Annotated in this window: 14 protein-coding genes; 11 read left to right on the top strand and 3 right to left on the bottom strand. The window is 69.5% G+C overall.

The annotated features are described in order from the left end of the window. Positions 1-21: 21 nt before the first annotated feature. Together G6034_RS00280 and G6034_RS00275 are read right to left on the bottom strand one after the other, a co-directional pair. Entirely contained in the window at positions 22-450 is a 429-nt protein-coding gene (locus tag G6034_RS00280; RefSeq protein WP_176633101.1) for a helix-turn-helix transcriptional regulator, read from the bottom strand. Between the two features lie 9 nt (positions 451-459). Then, a complete protein-coding gene (locus G6034_RS00275) occupies positions 460-855 on the bottom strand; it encodes a hypothetical protein (RefSeq protein ID WP_343037883.1) in 396 nt (131 codons plus the stop codon). A gap of 253 nt (positions 856-1,108) precedes the next feature. Between G6034_RS00275 and G6034_RS00270 the strand changes: the two genes are divergently transcribed. From G6034_RS00270 to G6034_RS00260, 3 genes are all read left to right on the top strand, one after another. Further along, the gene (locus G6034_RS00270) at positions 1,109-2,494 is read left to right on the top strand and encodes a cystathionine beta-synthase (RefSeq protein ID WP_176633100.1); all 1,386 of its coding nucleotides are present in this window, start codon (positions 1,109-1,111) and stop codon (positions 2,492-2,494) included. 67 nt (positions 2,495-2,561) lie between these two features. Continuing rightward, positions 2,562-3,722 carry a cystathionine gamma-synthase gene (locus G6034_RS00265; protein ID WP_176633099.1) on the top strand — a complete coding sequence of 387 codons (1,161 nt, stop codon included), beginning with the start codon at positions 2,562-2,564 and terminating at the stop codon, positions 3,720-3,722. A gap of 667 nt (positions 3,723-4,389) precedes the next feature. Beyond that, the gene (locus G6034_RS00260; RefSeq protein ID WP_176633098.1) at positions 4,390-5,046 is read left to right on the top strand and encodes a transglycosylase family protein; all 657 of its coding nucleotides are present in this window, start codon (positions 4,390-4,392) and stop codon (positions 5,044-5,046) included. 78 nt (positions 5,047-5,124) lie between these two features. Here the strand turns inward: G6034_RS00260 and G6034_RS00255 are convergent, their stop codons facing one another. Next, the gene (locus G6034_RS00255) at positions 5,125-6,549 is read right to left on the bottom strand and encodes an amidohydrolase (RefSeq protein ID WP_176633097.1); all 1,425 of its coding nucleotides are present in this window, start codon (positions 6,547-6,549) and stop codon (positions 5,125-5,127) included. Between the two features lie 118 nt (positions 6,550-6,667). Between G6034_RS00255 and G6034_RS00250 the strand changes: the two genes are divergently transcribed. From G6034_RS00250 to G6034_RS00215, 8 genes are all read left to right on the top strand, one after another. Continuing rightward, a complete protein-coding gene (locus G6034_RS00250; RefSeq protein ID WP_176633096.1) occupies positions 6,668-7,417 on the top strand; it encodes an SDR family oxidoreductase in 750 nt (249 codons plus the stop codon). 160 nt (positions 7,418-7,577) lie between these two features. Then, positions 7,578-7,670, top strand: a complete 93-nt coding sequence (gene kdpF, locus G6034_RS00245) for a K(+)-transporting ATPase subunit F (protein ID WP_176633095.1) — start codon at positions 7,578-7,580, stop codon at positions 7,668-7,670. A 10-nt stretch (positions 7,671-7,680) separates the two neighbouring features. Then, the gene (kdpA, locus tag G6034_RS00240) at positions 7,681-9,330 is read left to right on the top strand and encodes a potassium-transporting ATPase subunit KdpA (protein WP_176633362.1); all 1,650 of its coding nucleotides are present in this window, start codon (positions 7,681-7,683) and stop codon (positions 9,328-9,330) included. Then, positions 9,327-11,453 (top strand): potassium-transporting ATPase subunit KdpB, encoded by a 2,127-nt coding sequence (gene kdpB, locus G6034_RS00235; protein WP_176633094.1) that lies wholly within the window; start codon positions 9,327-9,329, stop codon positions 11,451-11,453. Before kdpA ends, kdpB begins: the two co-directional genes overlap by 4 nt. Positions 11,454-11,475: 22 nt before the next feature. Continuing rightward, on the top strand, positions 11,476-12,057 hold the full coding sequence (gene kdpC, locus G6034_RS00230; RefSeq protein ID WP_176633093.1) for a K(+)-transporting ATPase subunit C: 582 nt from the start codon (positions 11,476-11,478) through the stop codon (positions 12,055-12,057). A 21-nt stretch (positions 12,058-12,078) separates the two neighbouring features. Further along, the gene (locus G6034_RS00225) at positions 12,079-14,685 is read left to right on the top strand and encodes a DUF4118 domain-containing protein (RefSeq protein WP_176633092.1); all 2,607 of its coding nucleotides are present in this window, start codon (positions 12,079-12,081) and stop codon (positions 14,683-14,685) included. Next, entirely contained in the window at positions 14,682-15,356 is a 675-nt protein-coding gene (locus tag G6034_RS00220) for a response regulator (RefSeq protein ID WP_176633091.1), read from the top strand. Before G6034_RS00225 ends, G6034_RS00220 begins: the two co-directional genes overlap by 4 nt. 114 nt (positions 15,357-15,470) lie before the next feature. Further along, positions 15,471-16,130 (top strand): MOSC domain-containing protein, encoded by a 660-nt coding sequence (locus G6034_RS00215; RefSeq protein WP_176633090.1) that lies wholly within the window; start codon positions 15,471-15,473, stop codon positions 16,128-16,130. The last annotated feature ends 19 nt before the right edge of the window (positions 16,131-16,149 follow it).

Raw genomic sequence — 16,149 nt, 5'->3', positions numbered from 1 at the left:
GCGCCGCTTCTTCGATCCTGCTCACCTTGGCCGGCGCCGCTTCCGGCGCCGGAAGCGGCGCATGGGGCGCGTGGCAAAGCGGGCAAAGCAGGCGGGCATGGCTTCAATGGCGCTGTGTTCCCGCGACCGGTACGCGCTGGGGGTCTCGCCCATGATCTCGGTGAAGCGGGAGCTGAACGAGCCCAGGGAGGTGGCGCCCACGGCCATGCAGGAGTCGGTCACGGACATGCCGGACCGGAGCAGCGCGGCCGCCCGCTCGATGCGGCGGGTCATGAGGTAGTTGTACGGCGTCTCCCCGTAAGCGGCGCGGAACTTGCGGGAAAAGTGTGCCGGGGACATGAACGCCCGGGCCGCGATGGCGGGCACGTCCAGGGGCTGCGCGTAGTCCCTGTCAATCATGTCCCGCGCACGCCGCAGCAGGGTCAGCGTGGCAAGTTCCTCCGGGGTCATGGTTCGAAGCTACCAGCCGGACGCGATGGAAAGCTGAAGATTTTCCACCCAGGCTTCCACGGCCCGCGGCGACTCCAGCCGCACCACGCACAGCCCGGGAAAGTCGCGTTCCAGCGCCGGCACCCTCGATTTGTACAGGTTCCTGGTGCGCCAGCCCCACCTGACAATGTGGTCGCGGTCGGTCATGAAGGTGAAAAATGGCGGCTCCATGTTGCCGTGCCACAGCTCCTCCCGCCGCAACCTGCGCCGGACCGTGCGCCGGATGAGCCGGCGCATCGACACCGCCACCGGAAAGTCCAGCCACACCAGAAGCTCCGCCCGTTCCGCCAGCAACGGCCGCGCCGCAGGATACTGCCACTCCGTGACCCAGGCCGGCGCACTGGTGAGGTGTGCGACGTCGTCCATGAAGTCCGCGCGCGGCTGCCAGTTGGGCCCGTGGAAAAGGGAGTCGATTTCCGTGTGCCGCAGATCCAGCAGCTGCCCGATGCGCGCGGCGAGCGTGGTCTTCCCGGACCCGCTGACGCCGCCACCAGGATCCGGCGCGGTCGTGCCGGCAAAGGATCGGACGCGGTGAGCATTCTCCCGATTCTAGGGCTGCGAACGCCCCAAGGGGTAACCTCCTTTGGCTGCAGCGGCACGCCGGGGATACTTTGGACTTATGAAGTATGCAAACTCCGTCCTTGACCTTATTGGCAACACCCCTTTGGTGAAACTCAACAAGGTGACCTCCGGGCTCAAGGCCACCGTGCTGGTCAAGCTGGAATACATGAACCCGGGCGGCTCCGCCAAGGACCGCATCGCCGTCAAGATGCTGGACGAGGCTGCCAGGGAAGGCAGGATCAAGCCCGGCGGCACCGTGGTGGAACCGACCAGCGGCAACACCGGCGTTGCCATGGCCATGGTGGCGCAGGCACGCGGCTACAACTGCGTGTTCGTGGTCCCGGACAAGGTGGGCGAGGACAAGCGCGCCGTGCTGCGGGCCTACGGCGCCGAGGTGGTGGTGACCCCGTCGGCGGTGGCCGCCGACTCCCCGCAGTCCTACTACGGCGTCTCCGACCGCCTCGTGACGGAGATCCCGGGTGCCTACAAGCCGGACCAGTTCTCCAACCAGAACGGTCCGCTCAGCCACTATGAGACCACCGGACCCGAAATTTGGCGCGACACCGAAGGCAAGGTCACGCACTTCGTGGCCGGCGTGGGCACGGGCGGCACCATCACCGGCACCGGACGCTTCCTGCGCGAGGCCTCCGCGGACCGCCCCGCCAAAGACGGCGGCGAGGTCCAGATCATCGGCGCCGACCCGGAAGGCTCCGTCTACTCCGGCGGCACCGGCCGGCCGTATTTGGTGGAGGGCGTGGGCGAGGACATCTGGCCCGCCTCCTACGATCCCAAGGTCCCGCACCGGATCATCGCCGTCACCGACAACGACTCCTTCGCCATGACCCGCCGCCTGGCCCGCGAGGAGGGCCTGCTGGTGGGCGGCTCCTCCGGCATGGCCGTGGTGGCCGCGCTGGAAGCGGCCAAGGGGCTGGGCGAAGAGGCCGTCGTCGTGGTGCTCCTGCCGGACAGCGGGCGCGGCTACCTGGCCAAGATCTTTGACGATGCGTGGATGCAGTCGTACGGCTTCCTCAAGGCCACCGACGAGCCCGCCATTGGCGACGTCCTCAAGACCAAGACGGGGCAGCTGCCGGACCTGGTCCACATCCACCCGAACGAGACCGTCCGCGACGTCATCAACCTCATGGCCGAATACGGCGTCTCCCAGATCCCGGTGCTTTCCGCCGAGCCGCCCGTGGTGATGGGCGAGGTGATCGGCTCCGTGGACGAACGCACGCTGACCGGCAAGCTGTTCCGCCACGAGGCCAAGCTGACGGACAAGATCACGGAGCACATGCAGCCCCAGCTGCCCATCATCGGGTCCCTCGAGCCCATTTCCGCCGCACGCACCAAGCTGCAGGACGTGGACGCGCTCATGGTCACCTTCGTCGGCGCCCCCGTTGGCGTCCTGACCCGCCACGACCTGCTGCACTACCTCAACGACTAGCGGTAATCGAGCTTGTCGGGATCCCTGGTTTCGACAAGCCCAACCACCGGAACCCCAAGGAGACACCATGACCGAAGGCTTCAACACCCGCGCCGTCCACGCCGGGCAGACCCCCGACCGCACCACCGGCGCCGTCATCCCGCCCCTCTACCAGACCACCACGTTCGCCCAGGACGGGATCGGCAAGCTGCGCAACGGCTACGAGTACGGCCGCGGCACCAACCCCACCCGCGACGCCCTCCAGGCCCAGCTCGCCGCGCTCGAGGGGGGCAGGTTCGCGTTCAGCTTCTCCTCCGGCCTGGCCGCGGAGGACGCCCTGATCCGCGCCCTGCTGGTCCCGGGCGACCACATCGTCATGGGCAACGACGTCTACGGCGGCACCTACCGGCTCATCAACCGGGTCCTGTCCGTCTGGGGCATCAGCAACGCGGCGGTGGACATGAACGACGCCGGTGCGCTGGCTGCCGCCGTTGCCGCCGGCGGTCCCGAGGGCAAGACGAAGATGGTGTGGGTGGAGACGCCGTCGAACCCGATGATGAAGATCACCGACATCGCCGCGCTGGCGAAGGTGGCGCACGGCGCCGGCGCCCTTCTGGTCGTCGACAACACCTTCGCGTCCCCCTACCTCCAAAACCCGCTCGCCCTGGGCGCCGACGTCGTGGTGCACTCCACCACAAAGTACATCGGCGGGCACTCCGATGCCTCCGGCGGCGCGATTGTGCTGTCCGACGCCGAGGCCGCCGAGAAGATCGGCTTTGTGCAGTTTGCGGTGGGTGCCGTGTCCGCGCCGATGGAGGCCTGGCTGACCACCCGGGGGCTCAAGACGCTCGGCGTGCGCATGGACCGCCACTCCGCCAACGCCCAGGCGATCGCCGAATGGCTGCTGACCCGCCCCGAGGTGGAAACCGTGCTGTACCCGGGCCTGCCGGACCACCCCGGGCACGAGCTCGCCGCCCGCCAGATGCGCGGCTTCGGCGGCATGATCTCCGTGCAGTTCAAGGGCGGCGAGGCGGCGGCGCGAAAGGTGGCCGAGTCCACCCACGTGTTCACGCTGGCGGAGTCCCTGGGCGGCATCGAATCGCTCATGAACTACCCGTCGGCGATGACCCACGCCTCCGTCAAGGGCACCGAGCTGGCCGTGCCGGAAAACCTGGTCCGCCTGTCCGTGGGCATCGAAGACGTGGCCGACCTGATCGCGGACCTGGACCAGGCCATCAGCTCCCTCTGACCCTCCGGGGCCTCCTCGGGGTCCGGGGTTCCACCGCACACGGGGTTCCACCGCACACGCGGCACAGCCCCAAATGGTCGTGCCCTCTCCTGACTTCCGGGATGAAAATCCGGGCATGTGTTCGAGTGGCCACCGGCCAGGCCGAGGCCTGCCAAGCAGCCCAAGCTGAGCCAAGGCCAAATCCGGCGCGGAGGGCTCCCTTTCAGCGCGGGCCGAAGGCCCCGGACGCGCAGGACCGTCCGGCAGCCGCCGCTGCTCGAAGACGGTTGCCCAGAGGATGCGCCAAGGAAGGGCCGGGCTCGCGCTGGCTGCGGACAGCTGAGGCGGCAGCGGGATCCGGGCAATGGGAACGGTGCGTAGAACAGGCGTGCGGGAAAAGTCCGGGGACACACAGCGGCGCCTTAAAATACACCATTATCCTGATGAAATCAGTGACAGTAAGGTCACGATTACCTGATTTGCATATCAATTTGGTTTCGATTTACGGTTGAGCATGCCCTCAGGGGCCGGCCGCGCCTCGTGCGGCCCACGAATGCCCGGGCCTGCCCACACCGCACACCGTCATGCGGCAGGCCACGGAAACGACCTCCAGATCAACAGGTTCGACGGTGGCGCGCGGAAGTCCGGGGACGGATGGAGCGAAGGTGGCCATTGGGAGCACGCATCCATGAAGAACTCCACATTGACCCGCAACATCAGCCGCGGACTCGCCATTGCCGCGATTGCCGGTGCCGGGCTGGCCGTCGCCGGAACAGGCGCGAACGCGGCATCCGGCAGCACCTGGGACGCCCTTGCGCAGTGTGAAAGCGGCGGCAACTGGGCCATCAACACCGGCAACGGATTCTCCGGCGGCCTGCAGTTTACGCCCAGCACCTGGGCAGCCTACGGCGGCACCGGCGCTCCGGAAAACGCCACCCGGGCACAGCAAATCGCAGTGGCCGAGCGCGTCCAGGCCGGCCAGGGCTGGGGAGCGTGGCCCGCCTGCGCCGCCCAGCTGGGCCTCTCCGGCGGTGGCGGCCAGGCCTACACCCCGGCAGCTGCGCCGGCCCCGGTGGCTGCACAGTCAACCAACGTCGCCCCCCTCCAGCAGGCACCGGTGCAGCAGGCCCCCGCCGAGCAGGCACCGGCCGAGCAGGCCCCCGCCCCGGCAGCGGTCCAGCTCAGCGGCAAGACCTACACCATCAAGTCCGGCGACACCCTGAGCACCATCGCCCAGAAGCTCGGCATCAAGGGCGGGTGGGAGGCCCTCTTCCAGGCGAACGCGAACACCGTGATCCACCCCGACCTGATCTTCACGGGTGCCGCACTGCAGCTCCCCGCCTGACCCCGCGCCCTGAGGGGGCGTTCCACCTGCACGAACGGAGGTGGAACGCCCCCTCCCTGCGTTTTAAGACCAAAGTCCCTACACGCGCGACGCCACGGTGCCCTGCCGGGAAACGGCGTCGTACGTGTAGACGGGCTTGCCGCCAATGAACACCTTAACGGCCCGCTGCATGACGTCCAGCGGATCGCCGCTCCAGAGCACCAGGTCCGCGTCCTTGCCCACTGCCAGGGAGCCGATCCGCCCGTCGAGTCCCAGCACCTTGGCCGGGTTGAGGGTGAGGGAGCGCAGCGCCGTGCGCCGGTCCAGCCCCTCCTTCACGGCGAACGTGGCCTGGTGGACCAGGAAGTTGATGGGCACCACGGGGTGGTCCGTGATCAGCGAAATTTCCACTCCAGCCGCAGCCAGCTTGGCCGGGTTGGCAATGGAACGCCCGCGCAGTTCAGGTTTGGACTTGGTCGTGAAGAGCGGGCCAATGAGGACGGGGACCCCGCGGGCGGCAAGCACGTCGCCAATGACATGCGCTTCCGTGCCGTGGTCAATGACCAGCTCGTAGCCGAACTCCCCGGCCAGGCGGAGGGCCGTGGCGACGTCGTCGGCGCGGTGGCAGTGCTGCCGCAACGGAATTTCGCGCCGCAGCACCATGGCCAGTGCCTCCATCTGGGCGTCCCGCGGGCGTGGCTCCGGCTTGGCCATCCAGTTCTGGGCCTCCATGAACGCCTGGCGGATCACCAGCGCGGTGCCCAGCCGGGTGGAGGGCGTCTGCTTCTTTTCGCCGTAAACGCGCTTCGGGTTCTCGCCGAGCGCTGATTTCAGCCCGCTGGGGGAGCGCAGCACCATTTCCTCGATGTAGCGACCGTGTGTGTGGAGGGCGACGGCCAGCCCGCCGATGGGGTTGCCCGAGCCTGGGTTGACGTTCACGGCCGTGATGCCGCCGGCCAGGGCGTCGTCGAAGCCGGGGTCGAAGGGGTCCACGGCGTCGATCGCCCGCACCGCCGCCATCACGGGGTCCGTCATCTCGTTGACGTCGCTCGTGGAGCCCACCTCGCCCTCCGGGTGCATGCCCAGGTGCACGTGGGCGTCGATGAAGCCGGGCAGCAGCCACTGGCCCTTCGCGTCCAGCACGTCCGCCCCGTCCGGGACCTGCACGGAGGCGCCGAGGGCCAGGATCCTGCCGCCCTCCACCAGCAATGTGCCGGTGAACTCCTCGCCGCCAATCGGCACCACACGGGCGTTGGTGATGGCCAGCACGCGCCTCTTGGCGGCGTCGGCGGCTTCCCGGATGGCGGCGCTGATCGAGGCGGTGTCCGCGGCAGGGCGGCCGGCCGCGGGCCCGACGCCCTTGGCCGCGGGCCCGGCGCCCGGCTTCCCGGCGCCCGGCTTCCCGGCGCCCGGCTTCCCGGCGCCCGGCTTCCCGGCAGGCGTGGCCGGGTGGGCCGGGGTGGCCGGCTTCGTCACGCGGCCCGGGACGAAGCCTGGCTTGGGGGTGGGCAGTGAGGGGGTCATGACGGCCTTTCGGTGCATGCGCGCGGGGTCGCGGCGGAAATCCGGCGGGCAGGTGGCCCATTCCCAAGCTACCGCTTCTGGCGCCGTGAAGCGCGGCTCCGGCCCGTAGGGTGGGTGCATGAACCACAAAACCGCACTTGTCACCGGCGTGGGCCGCACCGTTGGGATCGGCGCGGGCATTGCCCGGGCGCTCGCCGCCGACGGCTGGGACCTGGTGCTGACCCATTGGCAGCCCTACGATGCCCGCATGCCCTGGGGCGAGCAGCCCGACGACGTCCGCACCCTCACCGCCGAACTCACCGCCGCCGGCGCCCGGGTCTGGACCGTGCCGGCGGACCTCGCCGACCCGTCCGCCGTCGAACGCCTCTTTGCGCAGATTCAGCGGGAGGCCGGCCGGCTGAAGGGCCTGGTGCTCTCCCACAGCGAATCGGTGGACTCCACCATCCTGGACACCTCGCTGGAAAGTTTTGAACGGCATTTTGCCGTCAACACCCGCGCCAGCTGGCAGCTCATTGCAGCCTTTGCGCGCCAGGCCGGGCCCGACGGCGGGGCCATCGTTGCGCTGACCAGCGACCACACGGCATTCAACCTGCCGTACGGCGCCTCGAAGGGAGCCCTCGACAGGATTGTCATCGCGGCCGCCCGCGAGCTGGGCGGACAGGGAATCAGCGCCAACGCGCTCAACCCGGGCCCCGTCGACACCGGCTGGATGGACGGCGACGTCCGGGCGGAACTGACCGCACTGCAGCCGGGCGGCAGGCTTGGCACCCCCGCGGACGTTGCACCGACCGTGGCCTTCCTGCTCTCCCCGGGCGGGCGCTGGGTGAGCGGTCAGCTGATCAAGGCCGACGGCGGCTTCTCCTCCTGAGTGCCCGGCGCCGGCACTGCGCCGGCACGCAAGGGCTGTGCGGAAACCGTCAAGATGGCGCCGGCCGGCATCAAGAACGCGTCAAAGCGGGCTTCCCGTGCCCCGCCCGGGTGTGCGATGGAACCAGACATCACCGCAGACCGTGAAAGCAGGTTTCGCCATGGCATCGCTGACTTGGCTGCTCTTGGGACTCGTGGGGCTCGCCCTCCTCGTTTACCTTTTCGCCGCCCTCTTCCGGCCCGAGAAGTGGTGACGGCGTGGAGCTGAATACTTTCTCCTTCATGACCCAGATGGCCATGCTGGCCCTCGCCCTGGGAATTGTCCACCAGCCGTTTGGCGCCTACCTGGCCCGGACGTTCACCAGCCGCCGGCACCTGGCCCTGGAACGCGGGCTGTACAGGCTGTCCGGCGTGGACCCCCAGGCCGACCAGCATTGGAAGGTCTACCTGAGGTCGCTGCTGGCCTTCAGCGCGGTTTCCATCCTGGTGGTGTTCCTGGGCCAGCTGCTGCAGGGGGTGCTGCCCCTCAACCAAGGTCACGGGGCGGTGGACCCGTGGATTGCCATCAACACGGCCGTCTCCTTCGCCACCAACACCAACTGGCAAACGTACGTGCCGGAGGCAACCCTTGGCCTTGGCGTGCAAATGCTGCTGCTGGCTGTCCAGAACTTTCTCTCGGCCGCCGTGGGGCTGGCCGTGGTGGTGGCCCTGGTCCGCGGCCTGGTCCGGTCCGAGACGAGCAGGATCGGCAACTTCTGGGTGGACCTGGCCCGCGGCGCCATCCGCGTGCTGCTGCCGCTGAGTGTGGTGGGCGCCGTGGTCCTCATCCTGACGGGCGTGGTGCAGAACTGGGGCGGCACGGACATCCATACGCTTGCCGCGCACGCCGCGCAAACCGTGCCCGGCGGGCCGGTCGCGTCCCAGGAGGCCATCAAGGAGCTGGGGACCAACGGCGGCGGCTACTTCAACGCCAATTCCGCGCACCCGCTTGAAAACCCCACGGCGTTCAGCAGCCTGTTCGAGGTGTTCCTGCTCCTGTTGATCCCCTTCACCCTGCCGGCCATGTACGGGCGGATGGTGGGGGACAGGCGCCAAGGGCACACGGTGCTGACGGTCATGGTGGCGTTCTGGCTGGCCTCCAGCACCCTCATGGCCTGGGCCGTCGGCGCCTACGCCCGCACCGGCACGGGTGTGGGTGAAGGTTTCGAGCAGCGTTTCGGCGCCGCCCCGAGCGCCATCTTTGCCACCGCCACCACCCTGACCTCCACGGGCGCCGTCAACGTGGCCCACGACTCCCTGCCCCCGCTGGCTGGGGGCCTGGCCATGCTGAACATGATGCTGGGCGAAATCGCCCCCGGCGGCGTGGGCTCCGGCCTCTACGGCCTGCTGGTGCTGGCCATCGTGGCCGTGTTCATCGGAGGCCTCATGGTGGGGCGGACCCCGGAGTTCCTGGGCAAGAAGATCGGGGCCGGACCCATGAAGCTGGTGGCCTTCTATATCCTCACCACCCCCGTCCTGGCGCTTGCCGGGACGTCCCTGACCGTGGCCATCCCGTCCTTGTCAGCCAACGCCCCGGCCGCCGGCCCGCACGGGTTCAGCGAAATCCTCTACGCCTTCACCTCGGCCGCCAACAACAACGGCTCCGCCTTTGGCGGCATCACCACCTCCGGGCCCCCGCTTGCCGCGATGCTGGCGTTGGTCATGCTGCTGGGCCGCTTTGTGCCCATCGCCCTGGTCCTGGCGCTCGCCGGCACCCTGGCCGGCCAGCGCAAGGTCCCGGACACCGCGGGCACGCTGGCCACGCACGGGCCGCTGTTCGCCACGCTCCTGGGCGGAGTGTCCCTGCTGGTCGCCGCCCTGACCTACTTCCCGGCGCTCGCCCTGGGCCCGGCTGCTGAAGGAATCCTGAAATGACCCTTGCCAACACCCTGGCCGCGCTTCCGCTGGCGGTCCGCAAGCTCAATCCCCGCACGATGGTCCACTCCCCGGTCATGTTCACCGTGCTCATCGGCTCGCTGGTGTGCACCTTGGTCAGCGTCCAGCAGCTGGCGGCGGGCTCGCCGGCGGCGGTCTTCTCCATCTGGGTCACCGTGTGGCTGTGGCTGACCGTCCTGTTCGGCAATCTGTCCGAGGCCATCGCCGAGGGCCGCGGCAAGGCGCAGGCGGACAGCCTGCGCGCCGCCCGCACCTCCGTCATGGCACGACGCCGGGTGCCCGCCAGGGTGTCCGCGCCCAGCGGCGCCGCCAGCGGATTGGGCGCCGGCTTCGCGGAGGAACTGGTGGCCGGCACGGACCTGGCGGTGGGCGACATCGTGGTCTGCGAGGCCGGGGACCTGGTCCCCAGCGACGGCGACGTCATTGAAGGACTCGCCAGCGTGGACGAATCCGCCATCACGGGCGAGTCCGCGCCCGTCATCCGCGAATCCGGCGGCGACAGGAGTTCCGTCACCGGGGGTACCCGGGTCCTCTCGGACCGGATCGTGGTGCGCATCACGGCCGCCAGCGGCAAGACCTTCCTGGACAGGATGATCGCCCTGGTCGAGGGCGCCACCCGCCAGCGCACACCCAACGAGATCGCCTTGAACGTGCTGCTGGCCTCGCTGACCATCGTGTTTGTGGTCTGCGTGATGGCCCTGGCCCCCATGGCGCAATTTGCCGGCGCCCTGCCCACCCCTGTGGTCCTGGTGGCACTGCTGGTCTGCCTGATTCCCACCACCATCGGGGCCCTGGTCCCGGCCATCGGCATTGCCGGCATGGACCGGTTGATCCAACACAATGTCCTGGCCACCTCCGGCCGGGCCGTGGAAACGGCGGGCGACATCACCACCCTCCTCCTCGACAAGACGGGCACCATCACCTACGGCAACCGCCGCGCCGTGGAATTTGTGCCGGCCGACGGCGTGGATCCCCGGGTGCTCGCTGCCACCGCCCGCCTGTCGTCGCTGGCAGACGAAACACCGGAAGGCCGCTCGATCGTCGAGCTGGCGCTGCCGCGGGCCGGCGGCAGCGGCCCGGTGACCGGACCGGTGACCGGCCCGGAGGAGCTCACGCCGGACGTTGAGGTGATTGAATTCAGCGCCGCCACCCGCATGAGCGGGCTGAACCTGCCCTCCGGGCACCCCGCCAACCCGGGGACAGGCGTGCTGGAGGTGCGCAAGGGGGCCGCGTCCGCCGTCGTCAGCTACGCCAAGGAACGCGGCGGCTTTGAGCCGCAGGAGGTGGAGGAGGCGGTCCTGGAGATTTCCGGCACGGGAGGCACCCCGCTGCTGGTGGCCGTGTTCGACGGCGGGCGGGCGCGGATCCTGGGCACCATCCACCTCGCCGACGTGGTCAAGCCTGGCATGACGGCCAGGTTCGCGGAACTGCGCGCGATGGGCATCAGGACCATCATGATCACCGGCGACAACAAGATCACGGCCGGGGCCATTGCGGGGGAGGCCGGCGTGGACGACTTCCTGGCCGAGGCCACGCCGGAGGACAAGCTGGAGGTCATCAGGCGGGAGCAGCGGGCCGGGCGGCTGGTCGCCATGACGGGGGACGGCACCAACGACGCCCCGGCGCTCGCCGCCGCGGACGTGGGAGTGGCCATGAATTCGGGCACCAGCGCCGCGAAGGAGGCCGCCAACATGGTGGACCTGGATTCGGACCCGACGAAACTGATCGACGTGGTGGGGATCGGCAAGCAGCTGCTGATCACCCGCGGCTCGCTGACCACATTTTCCGTGGCGAATGACGTTGCCAAGTACTTCGCGATTGTCCCGGCGCTCTTTGCCGCCACGTTCCCGGGGCTGGGGCTGCTGAACATCATGGGTCTGCATTCCCCCGAGAGCGCCATCCTGTCCGCGGTTATTTTCAACGCCATCATCATTGTGCTGCTGGTGCCGCTGGCCCTGCGCGGGGTGAAATACCGGGCGGTGTCCGCGGCCAGGGCGCTCTCCCGGAACCTGCTGGTTTACGGGCTGGGCGGCGTCATAGCGCCGTTCATCGGCATCAAGTTCATTGACCTCGCGGTCGCCCTCATCCCCACCATCGGCTAGACCTCACGGACAGGAATTGGCAATGAACGCTTATGGACGCCAGCTGCTCACCTCGCTGCGGTTCCTCTTTTTCACCACGATCCTGCTGGGCCTGGCCTATCCTGCGCTGGTGTTCGGCATCGGGCAGCTTGTGGCACCCGCGCAGGCCAACGGATCCATCATCACCGTGTCCGGGCAGCCCGCCGGATCGTCCCTGCTGGCCCAGCCTGTCACGGGTCCCGCCTACTTTTACCCGCGGCCGTCCGCAGTGGGCTGGGACCCGTCGACGTCGTCGGCCTCCAACCTCGGACCCAGCCAGCGCGCCCTGGCCAAGGCCATCGCGGCCAACCGGGCCGTGGTGGCCCGCCGGGAAGACGTGCCGCCGGCCAGCGTCCCCCTCGACGCCGTGACGGCCAGCGGCTCCGGACTGGACCCTGACATCTCCGTGGCCTATGCGGCCCAACAGGAGCCGCGCGTTGCCGGGGCCACGGGGCTCGGGAACGCCAAGGTGCGCGAACTGGTGGCCGCCAGCACGAGCCGCGGATTCAACGCCTTCCTCGGCCAGCCCTCCGTGAACACCACCACATTGAACGCCGCGCTGCAACAAGCCATGGCCCGGCCGTAGCGTGCTGCGAGAATAGGCGCTATGGCACGGGGCATATTGCGGATTTTCCTGGGGGCGGCCCCCGGCGTGGGTAAAACCTACACCATGCTGGAGGAGGGGCACGTCCAGGCGGCCGCGGGCGTGGACGTCGTGGCCGGGATTGTCCTGGACCACGGCCGTGACCAGACGCGCGCAATGTTGGATGGCCTGGAGCAGCTGCCCGCCAAGACGGTCAGCTACCGCGGCTCCAACTTTGACGAGCTCGACGTGGCCGCCCTGCTGGCGCGCCGGCCCGCCCTGGCGCTCGTGGACGAATACGCCCACTCCAACGTGCCCGGCGCCGGAAACGGCAAGCGCTGGCAGGATGTGGAGCAGCTGCTGGCGTCCGGGATCGACGTCTACTCCACCGTCAACATCCAGCACCTGGCATCCCTGGGGGACGTGGTCGAGGCCATCACGGGGGTCCGGCAGCAGGAAACCGTGCCGGACGACGTGGTGCGCCGGGCCGAGCAGATCGAGCTGGTGGACATCCCGCCCGAACTCCTGCGCCAGCGCGTGAGCGCCGGCAACGTCTATGCCAGGGACCTGGTGGACGCGGCCCTGGCGAACTACTTTCGGCTGGGCAACCTGACGGCCCTGCGCGAACTGGCCTTGCTGTGGCTGGCCGACCGCGTCGAGGAAGGCGTGGCCAAGTATCGCGAAACCCACGGCATCGAGGCCAGCTGGCCCACCCGTGAGCGCGTGGTGGTGGGCCTGAGCGGCGGCGCCGAGGGCGAGTTCCTGCTCCGCCGGGCCGCACGGATTCTGAGCCGGGTCAGCGGCGGTGAGCTCATGGCGGTGCACATTCCCCGGTCGGACGGGGTGGCGGGCGGCGTCCCGCTGGCGCTGGAAAGCCAGCGCCAGCTCGTCACGGACCTTGGCGGCACCTACCACTCCGTGGGTGGGGACGACCCTGCCCGGGCGCTGCTTGATTTTGCGCGCAGCGTGGCCGCAACCCAGATCGTTATCGGCACGTCCCGGCGCAAGCCGCTGCTGGGCGTCCTGGCCGGACCCGGCGTGGGTGCCAGGGTGGTCCGCGACGCCGGGGACATCGACGTCCACATGGTCCCGCACCCGCTGGGCGGCAAGTCCGGCCTGCGGTTCAGCCGCGGCGAGCTGGACAGGGGGCGTGTCATTGCCGGATTTGTCCTGGCCGCCGTGCTGCCCATGCTGGTGCAGCTGGGCACGGGTGAGCTCAGCCTTCAACTGACCATGCTCATACAGTTCGCCGCGACCATCGCGGTGGCCCTGGTGGGCGGGCTCTGGCCGGCCGTGGTGGCCGCTGTATGGAGCAGCCTCCTGCTCAACTTCTACTCCGCCCCGCCCATCGGCACGCTGACCATCAGCGACCCGCAAAACCTGCTGGCACTGCTCGTGTTCCTGGTCGTCGCCGTGGCCGTGGCGCTCGCCGTGGACCAGTCCGCGAGGCGGTCCCGGGAGGCCGGCAAAGCCAGCGCCGAGGCGGCCACCCTGAGCGAACTGGCCCGCGGCATCCTGGCCTCCAGCGACACCGTCCAGGTGTTCCTCGAGCAGGTCCGAGAACACTTTGGCATGAGATCCGTGGCCCTGTTTTCCGGCCTGGGGGCCGCCGGCCTGGGAGCAGGCCCGGGAGCCGGCCCGGGAGCCGGCCCGGGAGCCGGACACGGCAACTGGCTGCCCGGCGCCAGCGTGGGGGACAACCCGCCGCCAAGCCCGGACGCCGCGGACAACGTCCTGGAGATTTCCGACCACTGGATCCTCGGGCTGAGCGGGCGCATCCTGCCTGCCAGCGACCGCCAACTGCTGAGCGCCTTTGGCGCGCACCTGATCGCCTTGGAGCAGCGCGAGGCGTTGACACTCACGCAGCGCGAGTACCGGCTGCTGGCTCAGGACAACAAGATCCGCACCTCCGTGCTGCGCGCAGTGTCCCACGACCTCCGCACGCCGCTGGCCGGCATCAAGCTGGCGGTCAGCAGCCTGCGGCAAAGCGAGGTGCGGTTCTCCGCGGACGAGGAGGCGGAGCTGCTGGCCACGATAGAGCACTACTCGGACAGGATGGACGCGCTGGTGGGGAACCTGCTGGACATGTCGCGGCTGAGTGCGGACATGGTCGCTCCCGTGCTGGGCCCGGTGGCTTGGCAGGACGTGCTTCCCGCCGCGCTGCACGGCGTCCCCGCGGGCCGGGTCCGCCGCGATCTCCCCGCCAACATGCCGCCCGTGGAGGCCGATCCGGGGCTGTTGGAGCGGGTCATCGCCAACATCGTGGAAAACGCCGTGAAATACGCGCCGGAGTCGGACATCCTGGTGGTCGGCTCGGTGGGCGGCAGCGGCAGCGCCACCGTGGACGGCCGGCCCGCCAGCGAGCTGCGCGTGGTTGACCACGGCGAGGGCGTCCCCGCGGAAAGCGTCATGGCCATGTTCCGCCCTTTCCAAAGGCTCGACGACGTCTCCTACGGCGCGGAGGGCGGCACCGGGGTGGGGCTGGGACTGGCAGTCGCCAAGGGCTTCACCGAAATCATGGGCGGACTCCTTGAGGCCGAGCCGACACCCGGCGGCGGGCTGACCATGGTCATCCGGCTGCCGCTGTCCACGGGGATCAGGACCACCAGGAGCCCGAGGGGGACCGCATGAACACTGTGCTGGTGGTGGACGACGAGCCGCAGATCCTGCGCGCCCTGCAAATCAACCTGCACGCCCACGGCTACCAGGTGGTCACGGCGCCCAACGGGGCCGCGGCGCTGCTGGCCGCACAAACCCACGCGATCGACGTCGTCGTGCTTGACCTGGGCCTGCCTGACATGGACGGGCTTGACGTGATTGCCGGGCTGCGCGGCTGGACGGAGGTGCCGATCATCGTGCTGTCGGCGCGGCACGGCTCCCTTGACGTGGTGGAGGCGCTCGACGCCGGGGCCGATGACTATGTGACCAAGCCGTTCGGGCTGGACGAGCTCCTGGCAAGGCTGCGGGCGGCGTCGCGCAGGGCCGGGCCGCAGACCGCCGAACCCCTGGTCTCCACCGCCGAGTTCACCGTGGACCTGGCCAACAAGATCGTGCTGCGGAAGGGAGTTCCGGTGCGGATGACGCCCACCGAATGGAGCGTGCTGGAGCTGCTGGTGCGCAACCCGGGGCGGCTGGTCAGCCAGCAGCAGCTCCTCACCGCGGTCTGGGGCCCGGCCTACGCGAAGGAGACCCACTACCTGCGCGTCTACATGGCACAGCTGCGGCGCAAGCTCGAACGCGACCCGGCGAACCCCGCGCACCTGCTCACGGAGGCCGGCATGGGGTACCGCTTCCAGCCGTAGCGGCCGTCCTGTCGGGCGCCGCGTGCCGGCCCCAGGCGGCGCTTGACGGTGTCCTGCGCATCGGCGGTGGCCAACGGGGCGCAGAACAGGACGGCGCTGCCGTAAATTGGAAGCATGAACCCCACCGCAGAAGGGACGGTCCTTGCCCTGTGCCGCGTCCACCAGCTGGCCGCGACCCAAACGGGCTTCGGCGTCACGGCGATTGACAAGCGGCCCGTGCCCGGGACCGTGGACATCCGCAAATATGGCGTCTTTGGCGACGTGCAGGGGGACCGGGAACACCACGGCGGGCCGGACCAGGCCGTATACGCCTACTCCCAGGCCGACGCCGATTTCTGGAGCCGGGAACTGGGCCGCGCCATCCCGCCGGGGCTCTTTGGCGAGAACCTGCGCACCCAGGGCGTGGAAACCACGGGCGCCGTGATTGGCCAGCGCTGGCGCGTTGGCAGGCACCTGCTGCTGGAGGCGACGTCGCCGCGCGTGCCGTGCGCCACCTTCGCCGAGCGCATGGGCGAGCCGCAGTGGGTCCGGCGGTTCACGGAGGCCGGCCGCGTGGGCGTGTACTTCCGGGTCCTGCACAAGGGCAAGGTGCAGGCGGGAGACAGCATCACGGTGGAACCGGCCCCGGCCCACGGCATTACGGTGGGCAAGTTCTTCTCCAACCCCACCGTGGAGGACGTCCACACGCTCCAGGCCCTGCACGACGCCGGGGAGCTCACCTTGAGTGCCCATTACGACAAGTACTTCCGGCGGATCCTGAAAAGCGACGTCTAGGCGGGGGGCGCCCGGGCGC

Source organism: Arthrobacter wenxiniae (assembly GCF_013376105.1).
GTDB lineage: Bacteria > Actinomycetota > Actinomycetes > Actinomycetales > Micrococcaceae > Specibacter > Specibacter wenxiniae.
The sequence above is the reverse complement of the archived record's forward strand: the minus strand, read 5'-3'. Positions and strand labels throughout refer to the sequence as shown.

Bases quoted from the DNA above. Each gene is read 5' to 3' on its own strand.
- kdpB (WP_176633094.1), top strand. From the start codon at position 9,327: ATGACCCTTGCCAACACCCTGGCCGCGCTTCCGCTGGCGGTCCGCAAG.
- G6034_RS00275 (WP_343037883.1), bottom strand. From the start codon at position 855: ATGGACGACGTCGCACACCTCACCAGTGCGCCGGCCTGGGTCACGGAG.
- G6034_RS00225 (WP_176633092.1), top strand. From the start codon at position 12,079: ATGGCACGGGGCATATTGCGGATTTTCCTGGGGGCGGCCCCCGGCGTG.
- G6034_RS00220 (WP_176633091.1), top strand. From the start codon at position 14,682: ATGAACACTGTGCTGGTGGTGGACGACGAGCCGCAGATCCTGCGCGCC.
- G6034_RS00255 (WP_176633097.1), bottom strand. From the start codon at position 6,549: ATGACCCCCTCACTGCCCACCCCCAAGCCAGGCTTCGTCCCGGGCCGC.
- G6034_RS00280 (WP_176633101.1), bottom strand. From the start codon at position 450: ATGACCCCGGAGGAACTTGCCACGCTGACCCTGCTGCGGCGTGCGCGG.
- kdpF (WP_176633095.1), top strand. From the start codon at position 7,578: ATGGCATCGCTGACTTGGCTGCTCTTGGGACTCGTGGGGCTCGCCCTC.
- G6034_RS00250 (WP_176633096.1), top strand. From the start codon at position 6,668: ATGAACCACAAAACCGCACTTGTCACCGGCGTGGGCCGCACCGTTGGG.
- G6034_RS00265 (WP_176633099.1), top strand. From the start codon at position 2,562: ATGACCGAAGGCTTCAACACCCGCGCCGTCCACGCCGGGCAGACCCCC.
- G6034_RS00215 (WP_176633090.1), top strand. From the start codon at position 15,471: ATGAACCCCACCGCAGAAGGGACGGTCCTTGCCCTGTGCCGCGTCCAC.
- G6034_RS00260 (WP_176633098.1), top strand. From the start codon at position 4,390: ATGAAGAACTCCACATTGACCCGCAACATCAGCCGCGGACTCGCCATT.
- G6034_RS00270 (WP_176633100.1), top strand. From the start codon at position 1,109: ATGAAGTATGCAAACTCCGTCCTTGACCTTATTGGCAACACCCCTTTG.
- kdpC (WP_176633093.1), top strand. From the start codon at position 11,476: ATGAACGCTTATGGACGCCAGCTGCTCACCTCGCTGCGGTTCCTCTTT.